Source organism: Pseudomonas syringae group sp. J254-4, assembly GCF_032586855.1.
Classification (GTDB): domain Bacteria; phylum Pseudomonadota; class Gammaproteobacteria; order Pseudomonadales; family Pseudomonadaceae; genus Aquipseudomonas; species Aquipseudomonas amygdali.
In genome coordinates, this window is sequence record NZ_JAWHOO010000036.1 from 14,173 (window position 1) to 36,149 (window position 21,977).

General features: G+C 59.0%; 12 protein-coding genes. 10 read left to right on the plus strand and 2 right to left on the minus strand.

Features of this window, described 5'->3' with window-relative positions:
• Positions 1-22: 22 nt before the first annotated feature.
• From tpx to RYB09_RS26620, 7 genes are all read left to right on the plus strand, one after another.
• Complete coding sequence (gene tpx / locus RYB09_RS26590; RefSeq protein ID WP_005743607.1) at positions 23-523, plus strand: thiol peroxidase; 501 nt, start codon at positions 23-25, stop codon at positions 521-523.
• Positions 524-675: 152 nt separating this feature from the next.
• Complete coding sequence (locus RYB09_RS26595) at positions 676-1,977, plus strand: MdtA/MuxA family multidrug efflux RND transporter periplasmic adaptor subunit (protein ID WP_122259850.1); 1,302 nt, start codon at positions 676-678, stop codon at positions 1,975-1,977.
• Positions 1,974-5,084 (plus strand): MdtB/MuxB family multidrug efflux RND transporter permease subunit, encoded by a 3,111-nt coding sequence (locus RYB09_RS26600; RefSeq protein WP_122259851.1) that lies wholly within the window; start codon positions 1,974-1,976, stop codon positions 5,082-5,084. The genes RYB09_RS26595 and RYB09_RS26600 overlap by 4 nt, the downstream gene beginning before the upstream one ends.
• On the plus strand, positions 5,081-8,188 hold the full coding sequence (locus RYB09_RS26605; RefSeq protein ID WP_316890941.1) for an efflux RND transporter permease subunit: 3,108 nt from the start codon (positions 5,081-5,083) through the stop codon (positions 8,186-8,188). Before RYB09_RS26600 ends, RYB09_RS26605 begins: the two co-directional genes overlap by 4 nt.
• Positions 8,185-9,654, plus strand: a complete 1,470-nt coding sequence (locus RYB09_RS26610) for an efflux transporter outer membrane subunit (RefSeq protein ID WP_058409371.1) — start codon at positions 8,185-8,187, stop codon at positions 9,652-9,654. Before RYB09_RS26605 ends, RYB09_RS26610 begins: the two co-directional genes overlap by 4 nt.
• Positions 9,655-9,822: 168 nt before the next feature.
• Entirely contained in the window at positions 9,823-11,934 is a 2,112-nt protein-coding gene (locus RYB09_RS26615) for a putative bifunctional diguanylate cyclase/phosphodiesterase (RefSeq protein WP_122259854.1), read from the plus strand.
• A 102-nt stretch (positions 11,935-12,036) separates the two neighbouring features.
• Complete coding sequence (locus tag RYB09_RS26620; protein WP_057401370.1) at positions 12,037-12,783, plus strand: SDR family oxidoreductase; 747 nt, start codon at positions 12,037-12,039, stop codon at positions 12,781-12,783.
• A gap of 48 nt (positions 12,784-12,831) precedes the next feature.
• Here the strand turns inward: RYB09_RS26620 and RYB09_RS26625 are convergent, their stop codons facing one another.
• Positions 12,832-12,990, minus strand: coding sequence for a hypothetical protein (locus tag RYB09_RS26625; RefSeq protein WP_080396312.1), 159 nt, complete (start codon positions 12,988-12,990; stop codon positions 12,832-12,834).
• Between the two features lie 293 nt (positions 12,991-13,283).
• Between RYB09_RS26625 and RYB09_RS26630 the strand changes: the two genes are divergently transcribed.
• From RYB09_RS26630 to glgB, 3 genes are read left to right on the plus strand one after another with little or no spacing between them, the layout of a single operon-like run.
• On the plus strand, positions 13,284-15,302 hold the full coding sequence (locus tag RYB09_RS26630; protein WP_005743617.1) for an alpha-1,4-glucan--maltose-1-phosphate maltosyltransferase: 2,019 nt from the start codon (positions 13,284-13,286) through the stop codon (positions 15,300-15,302).
• A gap of 19 nt (positions 15,303-15,321) precedes the next feature.
• Positions 15,322-18,648, plus strand: a complete 3,327-nt coding sequence (gene treS / locus RYB09_RS26635) for a maltose alpha-D-glucosyltransferase (protein ID WP_122281574.1) — start codon at positions 15,322-15,324, stop codon at positions 18,646-18,648.
• A complete protein-coding gene (gene glgB / locus RYB09_RS26640; protein ID WP_316890947.1) occupies positions 18,645-20,870 on the plus strand; it encodes a 1,4-alpha-glucan branching protein GlgB in 2,226 nt (741 codons plus the stop codon). The genes treS and glgB overlap by 4 nt, the downstream gene beginning before the upstream one ends.
• Before the next feature lie 30 nt (positions 20,871-20,900).
• Here glgB and RYB09_RS26645 read toward each other — a convergent pair.
• Positions 20,901-21,977 (minus strand): autotransporter outer membrane beta-barrel domain-containing protein (locus tag RYB09_RS26645; protein ID WP_316890949.1); only part of this gene is annotated, 1,077 nt, incomplete at its 5' end.

A 21,977-nucleotide genomic window follows, 5' to 3' on the forward strand; every position in this document is an offset into this window, starting at 1 on the left:
TCTCAAAAAAGGAATGTGTTTCATGGCTCAAGTAACCCTCAAAGGCGGCCCTGTTCAAGTCAATGGCAAGCTGCCTGAAGTCGGCAGCAAGGCACCTGCCTTCACGCTGGTGGGTGAAGGTCTTGCCGACAAGACCCTGGCTGACTTCGCTGGCAAGCGCAAGGTGCTGAACATTTTTCCGAGCGTCGATACACCGACCTGTGCAACGTCGGTACGCAAATTCAACGCCCAGGCAAACGAGCTGAGCAATGCCGTTGTTCTGTGTATCTCTGCTGACCTGCCGTTTGCCCAGTCCCGCTTCTGCGGCTCCGAAGGTCTGGAAAACGTCAAGAACCTGTCTTCTTTCCGCGCTGCCGATTTCAGCGAGCATTACGGCGTTGCAATTGCAGACGGCCCGCTGAAAGGTCTGACCGCTCGTGCGGTGGTTGTTCTGGACGAAAACGACAAAGTGCTGCACAGCGAACTGGTAACAGAGATCGCTAACGAACCCGACTACGACGCTGCATTGGCTGTGCTTAAGTAACTTTCCGCAACACTTCGACGGCCTGAATCCGCTCAGGCCGTTTTTTTGTTTGTGCGTCATACGTTTATCGAAAGTAAGCGCTTGGTAAAGGCGCTTTGCTTGTAACGCATCTGTGCTTATTGTTCAGCCTTCTGAAGAAGCCCCCACCTGTAATGGTTGATTTATTCATGCAATCGTCTGGCTCTCGTAAATCCCGTCGCTGGTTGATCAGTTTGTTGATCCTGTTGGCCATTGTTGCCCTGTGCTGGTGGTTATGGCCTGCCTCCACTCCCGGCAAAGGGGCCGAGAGCAAGAAGCATGGCGCAGGTGGCATGGCGCGGCCTGGCTTCGGTGCATCGGCTGTCGCTGTCCCGGTGCGGGTAGCCCCGGCAACCGAAGGCGATTTCCCGATCTACTACAAGGCGCTTGGCACGGTAACGGCGATGAACACCATCAATGTGCGCAGCCGGGTGGCGGGAGAGCTGGTCAAGCTTTATTTCCAGGAAGGGCAGATGGTCAAGGCGGGTGACCTGCTGGCGGAAATCGATCCGCGCAGTTATCAGGTGGCGTTGCAGCAGGCCGAAGGTACGCTGGCGACCAATCAGGCGCTGCTCAAGAATGCTCAGCTCGACGTACAGCGTTACCGTGGGCTTTTTGCCGAGGACAGCATCGCCAAACAGACCCTCGACACTGCCGAGTCGCTGGTCAATCAGTACAAGGGCACGATCAAGACCAATCAGGCGGCCGTGGCTGATGCGAAGCTGAGCCTGGACTTCACACGCATTCGTGCGCCTATTGCAGGTCGTGTCGGCCTCAAACAGCTGGACGTCGGCAACCTGGTTGCCGCCAACGACACAACCGCGCTGGTGGTAATTACCCAGACCCAGCCCATCTCGGTCGCCTTCACGCTCCCGGAAAAGGACCTGTCGAAGGTCATTTCCCGCTACCGCACCGGCGACAAGCTGCCCGTCGAAGCCTGGGACCGTGGCGATACGAAAATGCAGGCTTCCGGTGTACTCGCCAGCCTCGACAATCAGATCGACGTGGCGACCGGCACACTTAAGTTCAAGGCCCGCTTCGATAACAGTGACGAGATCCTGTTTCCCAATCAGTTCGTCAATGTGCGTCTGCGCGCCGATACGTTGAAACAGGTGACGCTGGTGCCAACGGCTGCCGTTCAGTTCGGCACTGACGGGACCTTTGTCTATGTCCTGGACGGTGACAAGAAGGTCAAACTCAAACTGTTGAAGACCGGCCCGAGCGACGAGACATCGACGGTGATCACCGAAGGTCTGGCAGCCGGCGAACGGGTCGTGCTCGAAGGCACCGACCGTCTGCGCGACGGTGCTGAAGTCGAGGTCGTAAACGACAGCAAGGATGTACCGGCGGGTCCCGTTCAGAAGTTGCAGGGCAAGCCTGACAGCAAGACAGACAAGTCGGCAGCACTCGGCAAGGTGGAAAAACCAAACGTATGAACATGTCGCGCCTGTTCATCCTGCGTCCGGTTGCCACCACGCTCAGTATGCTGGCAATCGTCCTGGCGGGTCTGATTGCTTACACACTGCTGCCGGTGTCGGCGCTGCCTCAGGTCGACTATCCGACCATTCGGGTGATGACGCTGTATCCCGGCGCCAGCCCGCAGGTCATGACCAGCTCCGTCACTGCGCCTCTTGAGCGTCAATTCGGGCAGATGCCTGGTTTGACCCAGATGGCCTCGACCAGCTCGGGCGGCGCGTCGGTCATTACCTTGCGTTTCAGCCTCGAAATCAACATGGATGTGGCTGAGCAGCAGGTGCAGGCGGCGATCAACGCGGCCACCAACCTTCTGCCTACCGATCTTCCGGCACCGCCGGTCTATAACAAGGTCAACCCGGCAGACACGCCGGTTCTGACCCTGGCGATTACCTCGAAAACCATGCTGCTGCCCAAGCTCAATGATCTGGTTGATACACGCATGGCGCAGAAAATCTCGCAGATCAGCGGCGTCGGCATGGTCAGCATTGCCGGCGGGCAGCGTCAGGCTGTGCGGATCAAGGTCAACCCGGAGGCGCTGGCCGCCAACAGCCTGAACCTGTCTGATGTGCGGACCCTGATCGGCGCGTCCAACGTCAACCAGCCCAAGGGCAATTTCGATGGGCCGACCCGGGTTTCGATGCTCGATGCCAACGATCAGCTGAAGTCTCCCGAGGAGTACGCCAACCTGATTCTGGCCTATAAGGATGGCGCCCCCCTGCGCCTGAAGGATGTGGCCGAAATCGTCGATGGTGCGGAAAACGAACGCCTGGCGGCCTGGGCCAATCGGAGTCAGGCGGTGCTGCTGAACATTCAGCGCCAGCCGGGCGCCAACGTGATCGAGGTGGTCGACCGGATCAAGACATTGCTGCCGTCAATCACCGAGAACCTTCCGGCCGGCCTCGACGTCGTGGTCCTGACGGACCGCACACAGACGATTCGCGCGTCGGTAACCGATGTTCAGCACGAGTTGCTGATCGCGATCATTCTGGTGGTCCTGGTCACGTTCCTGTTCCTGCGTCGCTTCAGCGCGACGATCATTCCCTCCATCGCCGTCCCGCTGTCACTGGTAGGCACCTTCGGCGTCATGTACCTGGCGGGCTTCTCGGTCAACAACCTGACACTGATGGCCATGACCATCGCGACCGGTTTCGTTGTCGATGACGCCATCGTGATGCTGGAAAACATCTCCCGGCATATCGAGGAGGGCGAAACACCTCTGCAGGCCGCCCTGAAGGGCGCGAAGCAGATCGGTTTCACCCTGATTTCCCTGACCCTGTCGCTGATTGCAGTCCTGATCCCGCTGTTGTTCATGGCTGACGTGGTAGGGCGACTGTTCCGCGAGTTCGCGATCACCCTGGCGGTCGCCATCCTGATATCGCTGGTGGTATCGCTGACCCTGACGCCCATGATGTGCGCACGGCTGCTCAAGCGCGAGCCAAAGGAAGAAGAGCAGAGCCGTTTCTATCGCGCCAGCGGTGCCTGGATCGACTGGCTGATCAATATCTACGCCGGCGGGTTGCGCTGGGTGCTCAGGCATCAGCCACTGACCCTGTTGGCGGCATTGGTCACTCTGGCACTGACTGTGCTGCTGTACATCGTTGTGCCCAAGGGCTTTTTTCCGGTGCAGGACACCGGCGTGATCCAGGGCATTTCGGAAGCGCCACAGTCGGTCTCCTTTGCTGCCATGAGCCAGCGTCAGCAGGCGCTGGCTGACATCATTCTCAAGGACCCTGCGGTGGTCAGTCTGTCTTCCTACATTGGTGTTGACGGTGACAACGCAACGCTCAACAGCGGGCGTCTGCTGATCAACCTCAAGCCCCACTCAGAGCGTGACCTCACCGCATCCGAGGTGATCCAGCGCCTGCAGCCAGAGGTAGACAAGCTTTCGGACATTCGTCTGTTCATGCAGCCGGTGCAGGACCTGACCATTGAAGACCGGGTCAGTCGTACTCAGTACCAGTTCAGCATGTCATCGCCCGACGCCGAGCTGCTGACGCTGTGGAGCGAAAGGCTGGTCGAGGCGCTCGGCAAACGGTCCGAGTTGACGGATGTGGCCAGCGACCTGCAGGACAAGGGCCTGCAGGTATATCTGAACATCGATCGTGATGCGGCCAGTCGGGTAGGGGTCACCGTTGCGAATATTACCGATGCGCTGTACGACGCATTCGGTCAGCGACAGATTTCCACAATCTATACCCAGGCCAGCCAGTACCGCGTGGTGCTGCAAGCCGCGTCGGGCAGTGAGCTCGGCCCTGCCGCACTTGAGCAGATCCACGTCAAGACCACCGATGGCGCACAGGTAAAACTGTCGAGCCTGGCACGCGTCGAGCAGCGTCAGGCGCAGTTGGCCATCGCTCACCTCGGGCAGTTTCCGGCAGTGATGATGTCGTTCAACCTTGCGCCCGGCGTTGCATTGGGCAAGGCCGTGCAGGTCATCGAACAGGTTGAGCAGGACATCGGCATGCCGATTGGTGTGCAGACCCAGTTTCAGGGCGCTGCCGAGGCATTTCAGGCATCGTTGTCGAGCACGTTGCTGCTGATTCTGGCGGCTGTAGTGACCATGTACATCGTGCTGGGCGTGCTCTACGAGAGTTATATCCACCCGATCACCATCCTCTCGACACTGCCGTCGGCAGCAGTGGGCGCCTTGCTGGCCTTGCTGATCAGCGGCAATGACCTGGGGATGATCGCGATCATCGGTATCATTTTGCTGATCGGCATCGTCAAGAAGAACGCGATCATGATGATCGACTTCGCGCTCGACGCGGAGCGCAACCGGGGTGTTGCTCCGGAAACGGCGATCTACGAAGCGGCGCTGCTGCGTTTCCGGCCGATTCTCATGACCACCCTGGCGGCATTGTTCGGCGCCATTCCGCTGATGCTCGCCAGCGGCTCAGGCGCAGAGTTGCGCCAACCGCTGGGGCTGGTGATGGTCGGCGGTCTGCTGGTCAGCCAGGTACTCACGCTGTTTACCACGCCGGTCATCTACCTGTATTTCGACCGTCTTGGCCGTCGCTGGAGTCGCAGGCCTGCCGACCCGGACCGACTGGAACGGGCTGACGCATGAACCTGTCAGCGCCGTTTATCCGTCGCCCGGTCGCGACCGTATTGCTAAGCCTGGCGATCATGCTGCTGGGCGCGGTCAGCTTCCGCTTGCTGCCGGTCGCGCCATTGCCGAACATGGACTTCCCGGTAATTGTGGTGTCAGCCAGTCTGGCGGGTGCCAGCCCCGAGGTGATGGCCTCCACTGTGGCCACTCCGCTGGAGCGTTCGCTGGGCAGTATTGCCGGGGTCAATACCATGACCAGCAATTCAAGTCAGGGCACGACACGGATCATTCTGCAGTTCGATCTCAATCGCGACATCAATGGCGCAGCGCGGGAAGTGCAGGCGGCGATCAATGCTTCGCGCAACCTGCTGCCCAGCGGTATGCGCAGCATGCCGACCTACAAGAAGGTCAATCCGTCCCAGGCGCCGATCATGGTGTTGTCGATGACGTCGACGGTGCTGGAGAAAGGTCAGCTCTACGACCTGGCATCCACCATCCTGTCACAGAGCCTGTCGCAGGTTTCCGGGGTTGGCGAAGTGCAGATCGGCGGCAGCTCGCTGCCAGCGGTGCGTATCGAGCTGGAGCCACAGATGCTCTCCCAGTACGGCGTATCGCTTGACGACGTGCGTACCGCGATAACCGGTGCGAACGTACGGCGTCCCAAGGGTTTTGTGGAGGATGACCTGCATAACTGGCAGGTGCAGGCCAGCGACCAGCTGGAAACCGCCAAGGACTATGCGCCGCTGATCATTCGCTACAAGGACGGGGCGACCTTGCGCCTCAAGGACGTCGCGAAAGTCAGCGATGCCGTGGAGGATCGCTACAACAGCGGGTTTTATAACAATGACCGGGCGGTGTTACTGGTCGTCAACCGGCAGGCGGGCGCCAACATCATTGAAACCGTGGCGCAGATCAAGGCGCAATTGCCAGCCCTGCGGGCTGTGCTGCCCGCCAGCGTAAGCCTCAATGTCGCGATGGATCGCTCGCCGGTGATCAAGGCGACGCTGCACGAGGCAGAGATGACCCTGCTGATTGCCGTGGTTCTGGTAGTGATGGTGGTGTTTCTGTTTCTCGGCAGCTTTCGCGCATCGCTGATCCCCACTCTGGCGGTTCCGGTATCGCTGGTGGGCACCTTTGCGATCATGCACCTGTTAGGTTTTTCCCTGAACAATCTGTCGTTGATGGCCTTGATCCTCGCCACCGGGCTGGTAGTGGACGATGCAATCGTGGTGCTGGAAAACATTTCCCGGCACATTCACAACGGTCTCGACCCGATGAAGGCGGCATTTCTGGGTGCCAAAGAGGTGGGTTTCACCTTGCTGTCGATGAACGTCTCGCTGGTGGCGGTGTTCATTTCCATTCTGTTCATGGGCGGGCTGGTCGAAAGTCTGTTTCGCGAGTTTTCCATTACCTTGTCGGTGGCAATCGTCGTCTCGCTGATCGTGTCCCTGAGCCTGACGCCGATGTTGTGCGCGCGCTGGCTGAAACCCCACGAGCCTGGCAAGGACAATGCCTTTCAGCGCTGGAGCGAGCGGGTCAACGACCGCATGGTCGCCGGCTATGACCGCTCGCTCGGCTGGGTCATGCGGCATCGCAGGCTGACACTGCTCAGCCTGCTGATTACCGTTGTGGTGAATGTCGCGCTGTATGTGGTGGTGCCCAAGACTTTTCTACCACAGCAGGACACCGGGCAACTGATGGGGTTTGTACGCGGTGACGACGGTCTTTCGTTCTCGGTCATGCAGCCGAAAATGGAAATCTTCCGCCGTTCGATTCTGGCAGACCCGGCGGTGGAGAGTGTTGCCGGTTTTATCGGCGGCAGCGGTGGCACCAATAACGCCTTCATGATCGTACGCCTCAAGCCGATTACCGAGCGCAAGCTGTCTGCCGAAAAAGTGGTCGAGCGTCTGCGCAAGAACATGCCGCATGTGCCCGGCGGCAGGCTGTTCCTGGCGCCTGATCAGGACCTGCAACTGGGTGGTGGTCGCGAGCAGACCAGTTCGCAGTATCAGTACATTGTGCAAAGTGCAGACCTGAGCAGCCTGCGGCTGTGGTATCCGAAGATCGTTGCGGCGCTCAAATCGATTCCGGAGCTGACGGCCATTGACGCCAGGGAAGGGCGCGGGGCGCAGCAAGTGACCCTGGTGGTCAATCGTGATACGGCCAAACGGCTGGGCATCGATATGAACATGGTCACGGCGGTCCTCAACAACGCCTACAGCCAGCGTCAGGTGTCGACGATTTATGACAGCCTCAACCAGTACAAGGTGGTCATGGAGGTCAACCCCAAATACGCTCAGGACCCGGTGACGCTGGAGCAGGTTCAGGTGATTACTGCCGACGGGCAGCGCGTGCCGCTGTCGAGCATTGCTCATTACGAGCGCAGTCTGGCGAACGATCGGGTTTCGCATGACGGTCAGTTCGCTGCTGAAAACATTTCCTTTGATCTGGCCGAAGGCGCCAGCCTCGACAAGGCAACGGTGGCTATCGAGCGCGCAATTGCCGCCATCGGGCTGCCGTCCGACATCATTTCCAAGATGGCCGGGACCGCCAACGCCTTCGCCTCGACCCAGAAAAGCCAGCCCTGGATGATTCTCGGTGCGTTGCTGGCGGTGTATCTGGTGCTGGGGATTCTTTATGAAAGCTACATCCATCCATTGACGATCCTCTCGACGCTGCCATCGGCCGGTGTGGGCGCATTGCTGACGATCTACGTGCTGGGCAGCGAATTCAGCCTGATCTCCCTGTTGGGGCTGTTCCTGCTGATTGGCGTGGTGAAGAAGAACGCAATCATGATGATCGACCTGGCCCTGCACCTTGAACGTGATCAGGGAATGACGCCGCAAGATTCGATACGCAGTGCATGCCTGCAACGCCTGCGCCCCATTCTGATGACCACGATGGCCGCCATTCTGGGTGCATTGCCGTTGCTGCTGAGTACCGCGGAGGGCGCTGAAATGCGCAAGCCGCTGGGCCTGACCATTATTGGTGGGCTGATCTTCAGCCAGATCCTGACCCTCTACACCACCCCGGTGGTTTACCTTTATCTCGACCGTCTGCGCCATCGTTACAATAAATGGCGTGGCGTGCGTACCGATGCTGCTCTGGAAACCCCGCTATGACCGAACGCCTGGCCTTTATATCCCGCCCGACAGGGCTGATTCGTCCACTCGCGCTGGGGCTCTGCGTTGTGCTGCTCAGCGCTTGCGCTGTCGGTCCGGATTACCAGAAACCGTCGATGGCCGCGCCTGCGCAGTTCAAGGCCGCTGAAGGCTGGCGTGCAGCTACACCCAGTGATGCGATGGCCAAAGGTGCGTGGTGGGAGGTGTACAGGGATCCGCAACTGAATGCGCTGGTCGAACGGCTCAATACCTCCAACCAGACCGTCGCCCAGTACGATGCGCAGTACCGGCAGGCACAAGCACTGGTGCGCAGCTCCAGAGGCGCATTTCTGCCGACACTGGACCTGACCACCGGCAAGACCCGCTCGGGGCAGGGCACAGGTACATCGAATACCGGTACGAATACCAGCGCCTCGGGAATTCGCAACAGTTACAACGCGCAGCTGGGCGTCAGTTGGGAAGCCGATGTATGGGGCAAATTGCGTCGCGGGCTGGAGGCTGACACCGCCAGTGCGCAGGCAAGTCTTGCGGACCTGGCAGCGATGCGCCTTAGCCTGCAATCGGAGCTGGTGCAGAACTATCTGCAATTGCGGGTCATTGACGAACAGAAACGCCTGCTGGAATCCACTGTGGACACCTATCAGCGCTCTCTGACCCTCACCCAGAATCAATACCGCGCCGGTATTTCAGGAAGTGACGCTGTCGCCCAGGCGCAGACACAGTTGAAAAGCACTCAGGCCGACCTGATCGATCTGGCCTGGCAGCGTGCGCAATTCGAGAATGCCATTGCCGTGCTGATGGGCATGGCGCCCGCAGACTTCAATCTGCCGGCCAGCACTTCGATTCCGCAATTGCCGCAGATCCCGCCAGGGCTGCCGTCCCAGTTGCTTGAACGCCGACCGGACATCGCCGCAGCCGAACGCTCGGTGATGGGCGCCAATGCCAACATCGGCGTCGCCAAGGCCGCTTACTACCCAGACTTCACGCTGAGCATGAGCGGCGGTTACAGCAGCAGTACGTTCGCCAACTGGATCAGCCTGCCCAACCGCTTCTGGTCGGTAGGGCCGCAACTGGCGCTGACATTGTTCGACGGTGGCAGGCGGACGGCGGAGGTCGATCGTACCGAGGCCGTGTATGACCAGACCGTCGCCCAGTACCGGCAGACCGTGTTGAATGGTTTTCAGGAGGTCGAAAATTACCTGGTTCAGCTCAAGGTCTATGAGCAGGAGGCCGCCGTGCGCCAGGAAGCGCTGGTGTCGGCGCGTGACTCGCTGCGCCTGACCAACAACCAGTACAAGGCCGGGCTGATCGGCTATCTTGACGTCGTCAACGTACAGGCCACTGCTTTGAGCAATGAACGCAGTGTGCTGAACGTGCTGCAAAGTCGCTTGATTGCCAGCGTCCAGCTGATTGCCGCATTGGGTGGCGGCTGGAATGCTGAAACGGGTTTGACCCTCAGGGAGTAAGTGCTTCACGGGGCAAAGGCGGTTTTTCTTGAACTGTTCGTGATAAATGAAAAATTAATAGCTAGTTGCCATCTTTTCGACCAGATACCGCGACATTTGGCAGCGATTGCGTACAATCATCCCCCGCAGTATCGGCATGGACGCGCTCATTGGGCTCCAGGTGCGTTTATGTTGATTGGCAGCTATACCCCGTCGCTCGTCGTGGTCTCCGTTCTCGTCGCAATTGTTGCTGCGTACACTGCTCTCGATCTGGTTGGCCGTATTATTTCGGCCAGGGGCCGCGCCGTTTATGTATGGATTGCGGGCGGCGCATTCGCAATGGGCGTTGGCAGTTGGTCGACGCACTTCATCGGTATGCTGGCATTCGTCCTGCCTATCGACGTTGGCTATGATGTGCCGCTGGCGCTGTTGTCCTTGCTGATCGCAATACTGTCTTCCGGTTTCGCGCTGTGGCTGGCCGCCCGGCCGCTGTTATCCGCCGCACAGATTGGCCTGGGTGGATTGTTGCTGGGGCTTGGCATCAGCGCCATGCATTACACCGGCATGGCGGCAATGCGCATGCAACCCGGCATCGAATACACGCCCTGGTTGTTCGCGCTTTCCCTGGCTATCAGCATTGCTGCCTCTGCGGCGGCGTTATGGATAGCGTTTCGTCTTCGCCAGCAACGGCCCAGGGTATACCTGATGCGCGCAGTAGCGGCAATTCTGCTGGGTACGGCCATTATCGGTATGCATTACACCGGGATGGCGGCGGCCACCTTTGCCGATGGCAGCTTTTGTGGTGCGTTGCCCGAGGGGTTGAGCAGCAATGGACTGGACCGAATTGTTCTGGTCGCCAGTCTTTCGATACTGGGTATCGCGCTGTTCAGTTGTATTCTCGACTCCCACCTCGAGACACGTACCGCTGTCCTGGCCAATTCCCTGACTGAAGCCAATCAGGAGCTTACCCACCTGGCTCTGCATGACAACCTCACCGGGCTGCCGAACCGTGTGTTGTTGACGGATCGCATCGAGCAGGCGATGAAGAAAGTCAGCGAGAGAGGCGGTTGCTTTGCGTTGATGTTCATGGACCTTGATGGTTTCAAACCGGTGAATGATGCGTTCGGCCACCATACCGGGGACTTGCTGTTGCGGCAGGTCGCTCTGCGTCTTCGTCAAAACCTGCACCGGCACGACACGCTGGCAAGGATCGGTGGTGATGAGTTCGTGCTGCTGGTCGAGCTGCATGACCCGCAGGATGCGTTGGCTGTCGCAACACGCCAGGTCAATGAAATAGGCAATCCGTTTACCATCGGCGAGCATCAATTGCAGATTTCGCTGAGTATCGGCATCTGCATGTACCCCGGCAATGGCAATACCCAGCACGAACTTCTGATCAACGCCGATGCCGCCATGTATCACACCAAAGCGGCCGGCAAGAACGGCTACAGCTTTTTCGATGCATCGATGAACAGCAACGCACGCAATCAGTTGCAGATGTCTCAGGACTTGCGCAAGGCGATCAAACACAGGCAGTTCTGTATCTATTACCAGCCCAAGTTCGACGCCTTGACCGGACTGCCCCTTGGCGCAGAAGCGCTATTGCGCTGGAACCATCCGGAACAAGGCGTAATGGGCCCCGACCAGTTCATCGCCATGGCAGAGAAAACCGGCCTGATCATTCAGATCGGCGAGTGGGTACTGGACGAGGCTTGCCGACAGATGCGTGAGTGGTACACCCAGGGCTACGCGCACTGGCGCATTGCGGTAAACCTGTCAGCGCTGCAGTTCTGCCATGCGGGGCTGGTCACTGCGGTGGCGGATACGCTGGCCAGGCATCAGCTCCCGGCTAATTGCCTTACCCTGGAAATCACCGAGACTACGGCCATGCATGATGCCGATGCCAGCCTGGCGGTGTTGCAGAGGCTGTCGGAAATGGGTGTGGATCTATCGATTGACGATTTTGGCACCGGTTACTCCAGCCTGATGTACCTGAAGCGCCTGCCCGCCAATGAAATCAAGATTGATCGAGGTTTCGTGCGTGACCTTGAGCATGACACCGACGATGCCGCCATCGTGTCGGCCATCGTTGCGGTGGGGCAGGCGTTGAACCTGCGGATTGTCGCCGAAGGCGTGGAAACCACGGTTCAGAAGCGCTTCCTGACTCACTTGGGATGCCACTCCCTGCAAGGTTTTCTGCTCGGTTATCCTTTGCCGGCTGAGCAATTTCTCGACGAAATCCGCGCCGCCGAAGCGAAAGCGGCAGTTGACGTGCCCGATGTTGGGCAACCGGCTTTCTGAAGCGCATGGATGGCGCTGGACGGCAAAGGCTGGCACGATCAGAACCGTTTGGCTAACCTGCGGGTGTTAGCTGCGCCTTGATGCTGGCTTCTGAGAAAAATCATGGAAAAAGTCCTCGTTATTACCGGTGGCTCGCGCGGAATCGGCGCAGCCACTGCGCGTCTGGCCGCTGTACAGGGCTATCGGATCTGTATCAATTATCTGTCTGATCATGCCGCAGCCGAAAAGACGGCAGTGCAGGTCAGAGCTCTGGGTGCTCAGGCGATCACCTTGCAGGCCGACGTCAGCAACGAAGACGAGATCATGCGCCTGTTCGCCAGAGTCGATTCGGAACTCGGTCGCGTTACTCATCTGGTCAACAATGCAGGCACGCTCGCTCAGGCTTCAAGAGTCGAAGACATGTCCGAATTCCGCATGCTCAAAATGATGATGACCAACGTCGTCGGGCCGATGCTGTGCAGCAAACATGCCTTGTTACGCATGCTGCCGAGTCACGGCGGGCACGGTGGCAGCATCGTCAACGTATCCTCGCTCGCGGCCCGTCTGGGCTCGGCAGGCGAATATGTGGACTACGCAGCTTCGAAAGGCGCGCTGGACACGTTCACCATCGGTCTTTCCAGGGAAGTGGCCGGGGAGAATATTCGCGTCAACGCGGTGCGGCCAGGGTTCATCTTCACCGACTTTCACGCCCTGAGCGGCGATCCGTTCCGCGTCAGCAAACTCGAGGGCGCACTGCCAATGGGCCGTGGCGGTACGGCGGAGGAAGTGGCCGAGGCCATTCTCTGGTTGCTGTCGGACAACGCGTCGTATGCCACTGGAACGTTCATCGATCTGGCGGGCGGGCGCTGAAGGCGTGCATGATCCGGCAACCGCCTTCAGACACCGCTTACTGATTCGTCACACCGTTACAGGTGGCGCATTGGCGGGCGGATCGACTATCGGCGTTTGATTGGGTGGCGGCGTTGAGGGCGGTGGCTCCTGTTCGGGTACGGGCTCGGGCAGAACAGGGTCGTCGATGTTTGGATCAGGTACTTCTACTGGATTGGGTAGAGTCATGGTTGCAGCCTCCTTGTTGACCCTTTTTACGACCCCCCGGCCTGATTGATGATTCAATTGATTTGAACTGGATAACCCTTGCCCGATTCTTCTGCCCTGCGTTTGGCTCATGTTCAATGCGCCCGCCTGACAACCTCAAAACCTTTGAACTTTACCTTCGTTGACCGCTCGGAACCTAGGCAGCTGAATTCGACGAGTCTTCTGCATGTTGCGATTTTCCGCTGCCATACCGTCAATTTTTCCATTGCATGGAATGCACAGGAGCGTCCCTGGGGCGTGAGGAGTGATGCTCGATGAGTGAACAGCCATACGGTCCGGATTCCCTGGCCACTGATGTACCGCACCCAACCCAACCCTTGTCACTGACCCAGGCGCTGCAATTGCCCCGCATCGTGATCGAAGACACGTTGCCAGTGATCGACGGTGGCCTGTTTGCGGCCAAGGCGATCATCGGGCAACCGGTCACCGTTACCAGCAAGGTCTACGCCGACGGGCACGACAAGATGGCGGTCAATATCCGCTGGCGTGCTGCCGATGAAGACACTTGGCACAGCGCGCCAATGCACGAACTGGGCAATGACAGCTGGGTCGGTGAGTTCACCCCGACTTCGGTCAGCCGCTATGTGTTTCGCCTTGAAGCCTGGATCGATCAGTTCGGCAGCTATCGTTATGAACTGGACAAGAAGTTCGGCGCTGGCGTGCCTGTCGACCTGGAACTGGAAGAAGGGCGCATTCATCTGGTGCATGCCGCTGAACGCAGCCAGCACGAGCAGCGCCAGCAGATTGAAGGCCTGCTAGGCCAGCTGGAGCAGGGCGATAAAGACGAGAAGGTCGCGTTGCTGTTGCACAGCGAAACCGCAAACCTGATGAAGCTGGCCGATAATCAGGCCTTCTTGAGCCGTAGCGTTGAATTTCCGCTGGATGTGGAGCGTGAGCTGGCGCAGTTTGCCAGCTGGTACGAGCTGTTTCCTCGCTCGATCACTGACGACCCGGCGCGCCACGGTACCTTCAACGATGTCCACTCGCGTCTGCCGATCATCCGCGACATGGGTTTCGACGTGTTGTACTTCCCGCCTATTCATCCTATCGGCCGTGCCCATCGCAAGGGGCCGAACAACTCTCTGACCGCAGGGCCGGATGATCCGGGCAGCCCGTACGCAATCGGCAGCGAAGATGGCGGCCATGAAGCCATCCATCCGCAGTTGGGCAGCCGTGAAGACTTCCGTAACCTGGTGAAGGCTGCGGCCGATCACGGGCTGGAAATCGCATTGGATTTCGCCATTCAATGTTCGCAGGACCATCCGTGGCTCAAGCAGCATCCGGGCTGGTTCTCATGGCGTCCGGACGGCACGATCCGTTATGCGGAAAACCCGCCGAAGAAGTATCAGGACATCGTCAACGTCGATTTCTACGCGCCTGATGCCATTCCCGGTCTGTGGCTGGAATTGCGTGACATCGTTCTGGGCTGGGTCAATGAAGGCGTGAAGATTTTCCGCGTCGATAACCCGCACACCAAACCGCTACCGTTCTGGCAGTGGATGATCGGCGAGGTGCGCAATCAGCATCCTGAGGTCATGTTCCTTGCCGAAGCATTCACCAAGCCTGCCATGATGGCGCGACTGGGCAAGGTCGGTTACAGCCAGAGTTACACGTATTTCACCTGGCGCAACACCAAGGCAGAGCTGTCCGAGTACTTCACCCAGCTCAACGAAGTGCCTTGGCGTGATTGCTATCGCCCGAACTTTTTCGTCAATACGCCTGATATCAACCCGCGCTTCCTGCATGAGTCCGGCCGTCCTGGATTTCTGATCCGTGCAGCGCTGGCCACCATGGGCTCCGGGCTGTGGGGCATGTATTCGGGGTTTGAGTTGTGTGAAGCGGCACCGATTCCCGGCAAGGAAGAGTATCTGGACTCGGAAAAGTACGAGATTCGCGTTCGGGACTATGCAGCGCCAGGCAACATCATTGCCGAGATCGCCCAGCTCAATCGCATTCGCAGGCAGAACCCCGCGCTGCAAACCCACTTGGGGTTGAAGCTGTATAACGCCTGGAATGACAACATTCTGTACTTCGGCAAGCGTTCGGCGGATGGCAGCAACTTCATTCTGATTGCCGTCAACCTTGACCCCTTCAACGCACAGGAAGCAGATTTCGAGCTGCCACTGTGGGAAATGGGCCTGCCGGATGATGCGGCGACGTCGGGTGAAGACCTGATGACCGGACACCGCTGGACCTGGTACGGCAAGTATCAGCACACGCGTCTTGATCCATCACAACCGTTTGGAATCTGGCGTATCCAGGCTGCGCAATAACACTCCCAAGGAGTCAGTAATGGCCAAGAAGCCCGGTGACGCGACATTCATCAAAGACCCGCTCTGGTACAAGGATGCGGTGATTTATCAGGTTCATGTGAAATCGTTCTTCGATTCCAACAACGACGGGATCGGCGATTTCGCGGGCTTGATAGAAAAGCTCGACTACATTGCCGCGCTGGGGGTCAACACCATCTGGTTGTTGCCGTTCTACCCGTCGCCGCGCCGGGACGATGGTTACGACATTTCCGAATACCGCGATGTGCACAGCGATTACGGCACCATGGCCGATGCCAAGCGCTTCATCGCTCAGGCGCACAAGCGTGGCCTGCGGGTGATCAGTGAGCTGGTTATCAACCATACGTCCGACCAGCACCCGTGGTTTCAGAAAGCGCGTCATGCCAAGCCCGGCTCCAAGGCACGGGATTTCTATGTCTGGTCGGATACCGACCAGAAATACGACGGCACGCGGATCATTTTTCTCGACACAGAAACGTCCAACTGGACTTGGGACCCGGTCGCCGGTCAATACTTCTGGCACCGCTTTTACTCCCACCAGCCGGATTTGAACTTTGATAACCCGCAGGTACTGGATGCAGTGCTTGAAGTCATGCGCTTCTGGCTTGATCTGGGCATCGACGGCTTGCGTCTGGACGCTATCCCGTACCTGATCGAACGCGACGGCACCAATAACGAGAACCTTCCGGAAACCCATCAGGTGCTCAAGCGTATTCGCGCCGAGATCGATGCGAACTACCCGGACCGCATGCTGCTGGCCGAGGCCAATCAGTGGCCGGAAGACACCCAGCTGTATTTCGGCGACAGCAAGGGGCCGGATGGCGACGAATGTCACATGGCGTTTCACTTTCCGCTGATGCCGCGCATGTACATGGCGCTGGCGCAGGAAGACCGTTTTCCGATCACCGATATTCTGCGCCAGACACCGGAAATTCCGGAGAATTGCCAATGGGCGATTTTCCTCCGTAACCACGACGAACTGACCCTGGAAATGGTGACGGATCGTGAGCGTGATTACCTCTGGAATTACTATGCCGCTGACCGCCGCGCGCGGATCAACCTGGGTATCCGTCGACGCCTGGCACCACTGGTTGATCGGGATCGCCGCCGGGTCGAACTGTTGAACAGTATGCTGTTGTCTATGCCCGGCACGCCGACGTTGTATTACGGCGATGAGATCGGCATGGGCGATAACATTTATCTGGGTGACCGGGATGGTGTGCGTACGCCGATGCAGTGGTCGATCGACCGCAACGGCGGCTTTTCGCGTGCCGACCCGGCCAGCCTGGTATTGCCGCCGATCATGGACCCGATGTACGGCTTCCAGTCGGTCAACGTCGAAATTCAGGAGCGTGATCCGCACTCGCTGCTGAACTGGAATCGACGCATGCTGGCGGTGCGCAAACAGCAGAAGGCATTCGGGCGTGGCACGCTGAAAATGCTCTCGCCGTCGAACCGCCGCATTCTTGCGTACACCCGCGAGTACACGGCACCTGATGGTCACAGTGAAGTGGTGTTGTGTGTTGCCAACGTTTCCAGCGCCGCTCAGGCTGCAGAGCTTGAGCTGTCGGCTTACGCAGGCACAGTGCCGGTGGAAATGCTCGGTGGCAGCGCATTTCCGCCTATCGGGCAGTTAAGCTATTTGCTGACGCTCCCGCCGTATGGTTTTTACTGGTTTTTACTGGCTTCGGAGAATCAAATGCCCAGTTGGCACGTTGAACCCGCGCAGAGCATGCCGGACTTCCCGACCCTGGTGCTCAAGAAGCGCCTTGAGGAGTTGCTCGAAGAGCCGCTGCGCAGCACCATGGAAAAAACCTCACTGGCTGTTTATTTGCCAAAACGCCGCTGGTTCGCAGGCAAGGGCAAGGACATAGAGCAGGTCAACATCGCGTATGCAGTGCGTTTCGGCGATGAGGCGCACCCGGTGTTGCTCAGCGAGATAGAAGTGACTGCAGATGGCCAGACCGATCGCTATCAGCTGCCATTCGGCTTGCTCGCCGAAGACGACATCAGCAGTGCATTGCCACAGCAACTGGCACTTGCCAGAGTGCGGCGTAATCGTGATGTCGGGCTGATCACCGATGCGTTTACTCTGGAAACCTTCATTCGTGCAGTGATTCAGGGCATGCAATCGGATACGGTCATCCCCTGTGCCGACGGCGAGTTGCGTTTCGAGCAGAGTTCGCAGCTGGCACCGCTCGGCCTTACCGCAGAGTCGGAAGTGCGTTACCTGTCTGCCGAGCAGTCGAACAGCTCGGTGGTCGTCGGTGGCAGCCTGGTGCTCAAACTGATTCGTAAAGTCAGTGCCGGGACGCACCCGGAGCTGGAAATGGGTGCTTTCCTGACCAATGCCGGCTTCAAGAATATCTCGCCGTTGCTGGGTTCGCTGGTGCGTGTCGGCAAAGACGGAAAACCTAATCTGCTGATGATTGCCCAAGGCTACCTGAGCAATCAGGGTGACGCTTGGGAGTGGACGCAGAACAATCTGGAACGCGCAGTACGCGATGAGTTGGCGCATGGCGTGTCCGGTCAGGAACAGCATTACAATGCGTTGCTGGAACTTGCGGACTTTTCGCGCAGCCTTGGCCAGCGTCTCGGTGAGATGCACCAGATTCTGGCGTCGCCTACCGACAACGCAGACTTTGCTGTTGAAGTCACCAGCAGTCAGGACAGCAAGGCCTCCGGAACCAGCGTCAATGCTCAGCTTGAGCGCGCCTTGCAACTGCTTGAGCAGCGCAAGGGCGATCTGGAGCAGGACGATCAGCAACTGGTCAGCGATTTGCTCGCCCGGCGCAAGCAGATTCGTCAGCGCGTCGAAGGTCTGGCCAAGCGCTCGGCAGGTGGCCTGCGCATTCGTGTGCATGGTGACTTGCACCTCGGCCAAGTGCTGGTGGTCAAGGGCGATGCCTATCTGATCGATTTCGAGGGGGAACCGGCCCGCGCACTTGAAGAACGCCGTGCCAAGCACAGCCCGTTCAAGGATGTCAGCGGTGTTTTGCGTTCGTTTGACTACGCTGCCGCCATGGCGGTACGCAGCGCGCAAAGCGTCGACACCTCGCCTGAGGCCGCCGGTGCTCGCAAACGTGTCGCCGAGACCTACCTGGCGCAGGCGCGGGAAGCCTTTATCGAAGGCTACCGTTCGGCAACAACCGGAATGGCCCATGCCTGGAAAGATGCAAAAGGGGAGGACGCCGCACTGGAATTGTTCACCCTTGAAAAAGCTGCTTATGAAGTGATCTACGAAGCCGAGAATCGTCCAGCCTGGTTGGCCGTACCCTTGCAAGGCTTGCGTGGGTTGCTGCAACCGTCTGATGGAGAGCCAATATGAATGCGCCTCACAAAACCGGCACAGGCCGCCGCGCGATTCCCGCTGCTGTGGACCTCGATGCGCTGATCCGCGCTGAACACCGTGATCCTTTCTCGATCCTGGGGCCGCACGGTGATGGCGGCAGCGGGCAATACGTTCGTGCCTATCTGCCCGCAGCGTTGAGCGTGCGTCTGCTGGCCAAGGATGATGGCCGCGAGCTGGGCGAGATGGAAATGAGCGAGGTGCCGGGGTTTTTCGTCGGTCATCTCGAGCAACCCCAGCCTTACCTTCTGAAGGTCCAATGGGCTGGCGGTGAACAAATCACCGAGGACCCTTACAGTTTTGGCCCGCTGTTGGGCGAGATGGACCTTTATCTATTCGCCGAAGGTAACCACCGCGACCTGAGCAGTTGCCTTGGCGCGCAAGTGACCAACGTCAATGGCGTGGACGGGGTTCGTTTTGCGGTCTGGGCGCCGAATGCCCGCCGAGTGTCGGTGGTCGGCAGTTTCAACAGCTGGGATGGTCGTCGTCACCCGATGCGCCTGCGTCACCCGACCGGCGTATGGGAGATTTTCGTCCCGCGTCTGCAGCCTGGTGAGGTCTACAAGTACGAGATACTCGGTGCCCACGGGATTCTGCCGCTTAAAAGCGACCCGATGGCACTGGCCACCACGCTGCCGCCCGATACGGCGTCAAAAATCTCTGCGCCGCTGAAGTTCGAGTGGAACGACCAGGAGTGGCTGCAATCACGAACAGGGCGTCACGACGTTGCCGCACCGCTGTCGATCTACGAACTGCACGCAGGTTCGTGGCAGATGGAGCAGCACGAGGACGGTCAATGGCGACAGTACAACTGGCGCGAGCTGGCTGACCGACTGATTCCCTACGTCAAGGAACTGGGCTTCACCCACATCGAGCTGATGCCGATCATGGAGCACCCGTTCGGGGGCTCATGGGGCTATCAGTTACTGGCCCAGTTTGCACCGACCGCCCGTTACGGTTCGCCAGAAGATTTCGCTGCGTTCGTCGACGCCTGCCATCGGGCTGAAATCGGCGTGATTCTTGACTGGGTGCCTGCGCATTTCCCGACCGATACCCACGGGCTGGCGCAGTTCGACGGCACCGCGCTGTATGAGTACGCCGATCCCAAGGAAGGCTTCCATCAGGACTGGGACACGCTGATCTACAACCTGGGGCGCACCGAAGTTCATGGCTTCATGCTGGCTTCGGCGTTGCACTGGCTCAAGCATTACCACATCGACGGTCTGCGCGTGGATGCGGTGGCGTCAATGCTGTACCGCGACTATTCGCGTAAAGCGGGCGAATGGGTGCCGAATCGCTTTGGCGGACGCGAAAACCTCGAGGCAATCGACTTTCTGCGTCATTTGAACGACGTAGTTGCGCTGGAAGCCCCAGGGACCATGGTGATTGCGGAAGAGTCGACCGCGTGGCCGGGTGTCAGCGAGCCGACCCAGCAGGGTGGGCTGGGCTTCAACTACAAGTGGAACATGGGCTGGATGCATGATTCGCTGCAGTATATGGAAGAGGACCCGATCAATCGCGGGCACCACCATGGCAAGCTGAGCTTCAGCCTGGTGTACGCGTGGTCAGAGCGCTTCGTACTGCCTATTTCCCATGACGAAGTGGTACACGGCAAGCATTCGCTGATCGACAAAATGCCTGGCGACCGCTGGCAGAAATTCGCCAACCTGCGCGCCTACCTTTCATTCATGTGGACGCACCCTGGCAAGAAACTGCTGTTCATGGGCTGTGAGTTCGGCCAATGGCGCGAGTGGAATCATGACGAGCAACTGGACTGGTACTTGATGCAATACGCCGACCACGTTGGCGTAAAGAATCTGGTCGGCGATCTGAATCGCCTCTATCGCCAGGAAAAGGCGCTGCACCAGCGCGATGCCGATCCAGCCGGCTTCCAGTGGCTGATCGGCGACGACCAGGCCAACAGCGTGTTTGCCTACCTGCGCTGGAGCAATGATGGCGAGCCGCTGCTGGTGGTGGCCAACATGACGCCAGTGCCGCGCCTGGATTACCGTGTAGGCGCGCCCGTATCAGGGGCATGGACTGAGTTGCTGAATAGCGACGCGCAAACCTACGCAGGTTCCAACATGGGCAATGGTGGGGAAGTGAACACCGAAGACGAGCCAGCACATGGGATGGAGGCTTCACTGAAACTGAACCTGCCGCCGCTTGCCGTGCTTATCCTCAAACCGAAGAAAGACTGACCAGGGCGCATCCCCGCGCTGACGGTCGCATTACCACACCAGCCTGAAACCCAGGCTGGTGTTTACTCCCTCCGTTCCTTGTTCGCCCAGATCACCAAGGTAATCAGCGCTCCAGTGCAGACTGGCCTTGCTGCTCAATGTCGCTATCATCCCGGCGCCGATACTGCCCGTCGTTGATCGATGCTCGGTTCTTATCTGCTCTGCATGATCGAATGTCAGCGTGTCATGGCCGTCTTTGGTGTGCCAGAGGTTGGCTCGCAGATAAGGCTCTATCGGTACGCTACTGAATTGATAGCGCCCCTTGAAACGCATGCCGATGCGCCCTGTGGTGTAAGACTGACTGTCGAATCCGAGATGGGCAATGCCGTCATGCTGGTCCTGAAGGTCTATGCGTTGGTAGATGATCTGTAGCTGAGGCTCTGCAACCCAGCGCTGTGAGAGTGGCAGCGGATACCCGGCCTCTGCAGACAGGCTCATCACATGGCCTTCAATGTCGACACCTGTGCCCCTGACAGAGCGGCTGCGGCCGCCCAGGCGAGTGCCCATCGCTACGGCGTCAACGTACCCGCCACCGGGCGTCGTCAGCGTCCAGTAGGCCCCCAGACTTTCCCCGCTCAGTTTCAGGTGCCCTGTTTCGTAGTTTCTGAAACCCTCAGCAAAACCCTGCACCTTGCCATCCAGACGGTTATGCGCGACGAACAGCCCGACGCGCTGGCTCCGCCCGTTTTCCAAGTGCCAGGCATACAGATCATGGCCGATCTGGTAGCCCTTGAATGAAGCGTCCAGGCCTGGGCTCACGTCTCCAGACCAGCGTTGCCTGAGGTCGCTGCCAAACACACGTGCCCATCCGGCAGGCGCCATGCCGTATTCAGTCAGTAGCGCCTGATCACCCTGGCGCTCATGAAAGGTGCCCAGTGAACTCAGCGCCAGGACCGCAGCGCTTGGCGCTGCCACTGAATAGTTGGCAACCTCGGGGCGGTACAACGCGATGGGCGCGGCTCCGCGAACGGGGTCCGGCAGTGGCGGTGTTCCGATCGCGGGCACTGGCAGTGTGGCTGCCGGGAGGACCGGTGCCGGGGTGGTCGGCGCGGGCTCAGGGTTTGGGGG

Coding starts and splice junctions, on each gene's coding strand:
- tpx (WP_005743607.1), top strand. CDS start 23: ATGGCTCAAGTAACCCTCAAAGGCGGCCCTGTTCAAGTCAATGGCAAG.
- RYB09_RS26595 (WP_122259850.1), top strand. CDS start 676: ATGGTTGATTTATTCATGCAATCGTCTGGCTCTCGTAAATCCCGTCGC.
- RYB09_RS26600 (WP_122259851.1), top strand. CDS start 1,974: ATGAACATGTCGCGCCTGTTCATCCTGCGTCCGGTTGCCACCACGCTC.
- RYB09_RS26605 (WP_316890941.1), top strand. CDS start 5,081: ATGAACCTGTCAGCGCCGTTTATCCGTCGCCCGGTCGCGACCGTATTG.
- RYB09_RS26610 (WP_058409371.1), top strand. CDS start 8,185: ATGACCGAACGCCTGGCCTTTATATCCCGCCCGACAGGGCTGATTCGT.
- RYB09_RS26615 (WP_122259854.1), top strand. CDS start 9,823: ATGTTGATTGGCAGCTATACCCCGTCGCTCGTCGTGGTCTCCGTTCTC.
- RYB09_RS26620 (WP_057401370.1), top strand. CDS start 12,037: ATGGAAAAAGTCCTCGTTATTACCGGTGGCTCGCGCGGAATCGGCGCA.
- RYB09_RS26625 (WP_080396312.1), bottom strand. CDS start 12,990: ATGACTCTACCCAATCCAGTAGAAGTACCTGATCCAAACATCGACGAC.
- RYB09_RS26630 (WP_005743617.1), top strand. CDS start 13,284: ATGAGTGAACAGCCATACGGTCCGGATTCCCTGGCCACTGATGTACCG.
- treS (WP_122281574.1), top strand. CDS start 15,322: ATGGCCAAGAAGCCCGGTGACGCGACATTCATCAAAGACCCGCTCTGG.
- glgB (WP_316890947.1), top strand. CDS start 18,645: ATGAATGCGCCTCACAAAACCGGCACAGGCCGCCGCGCGATTCCCGCT.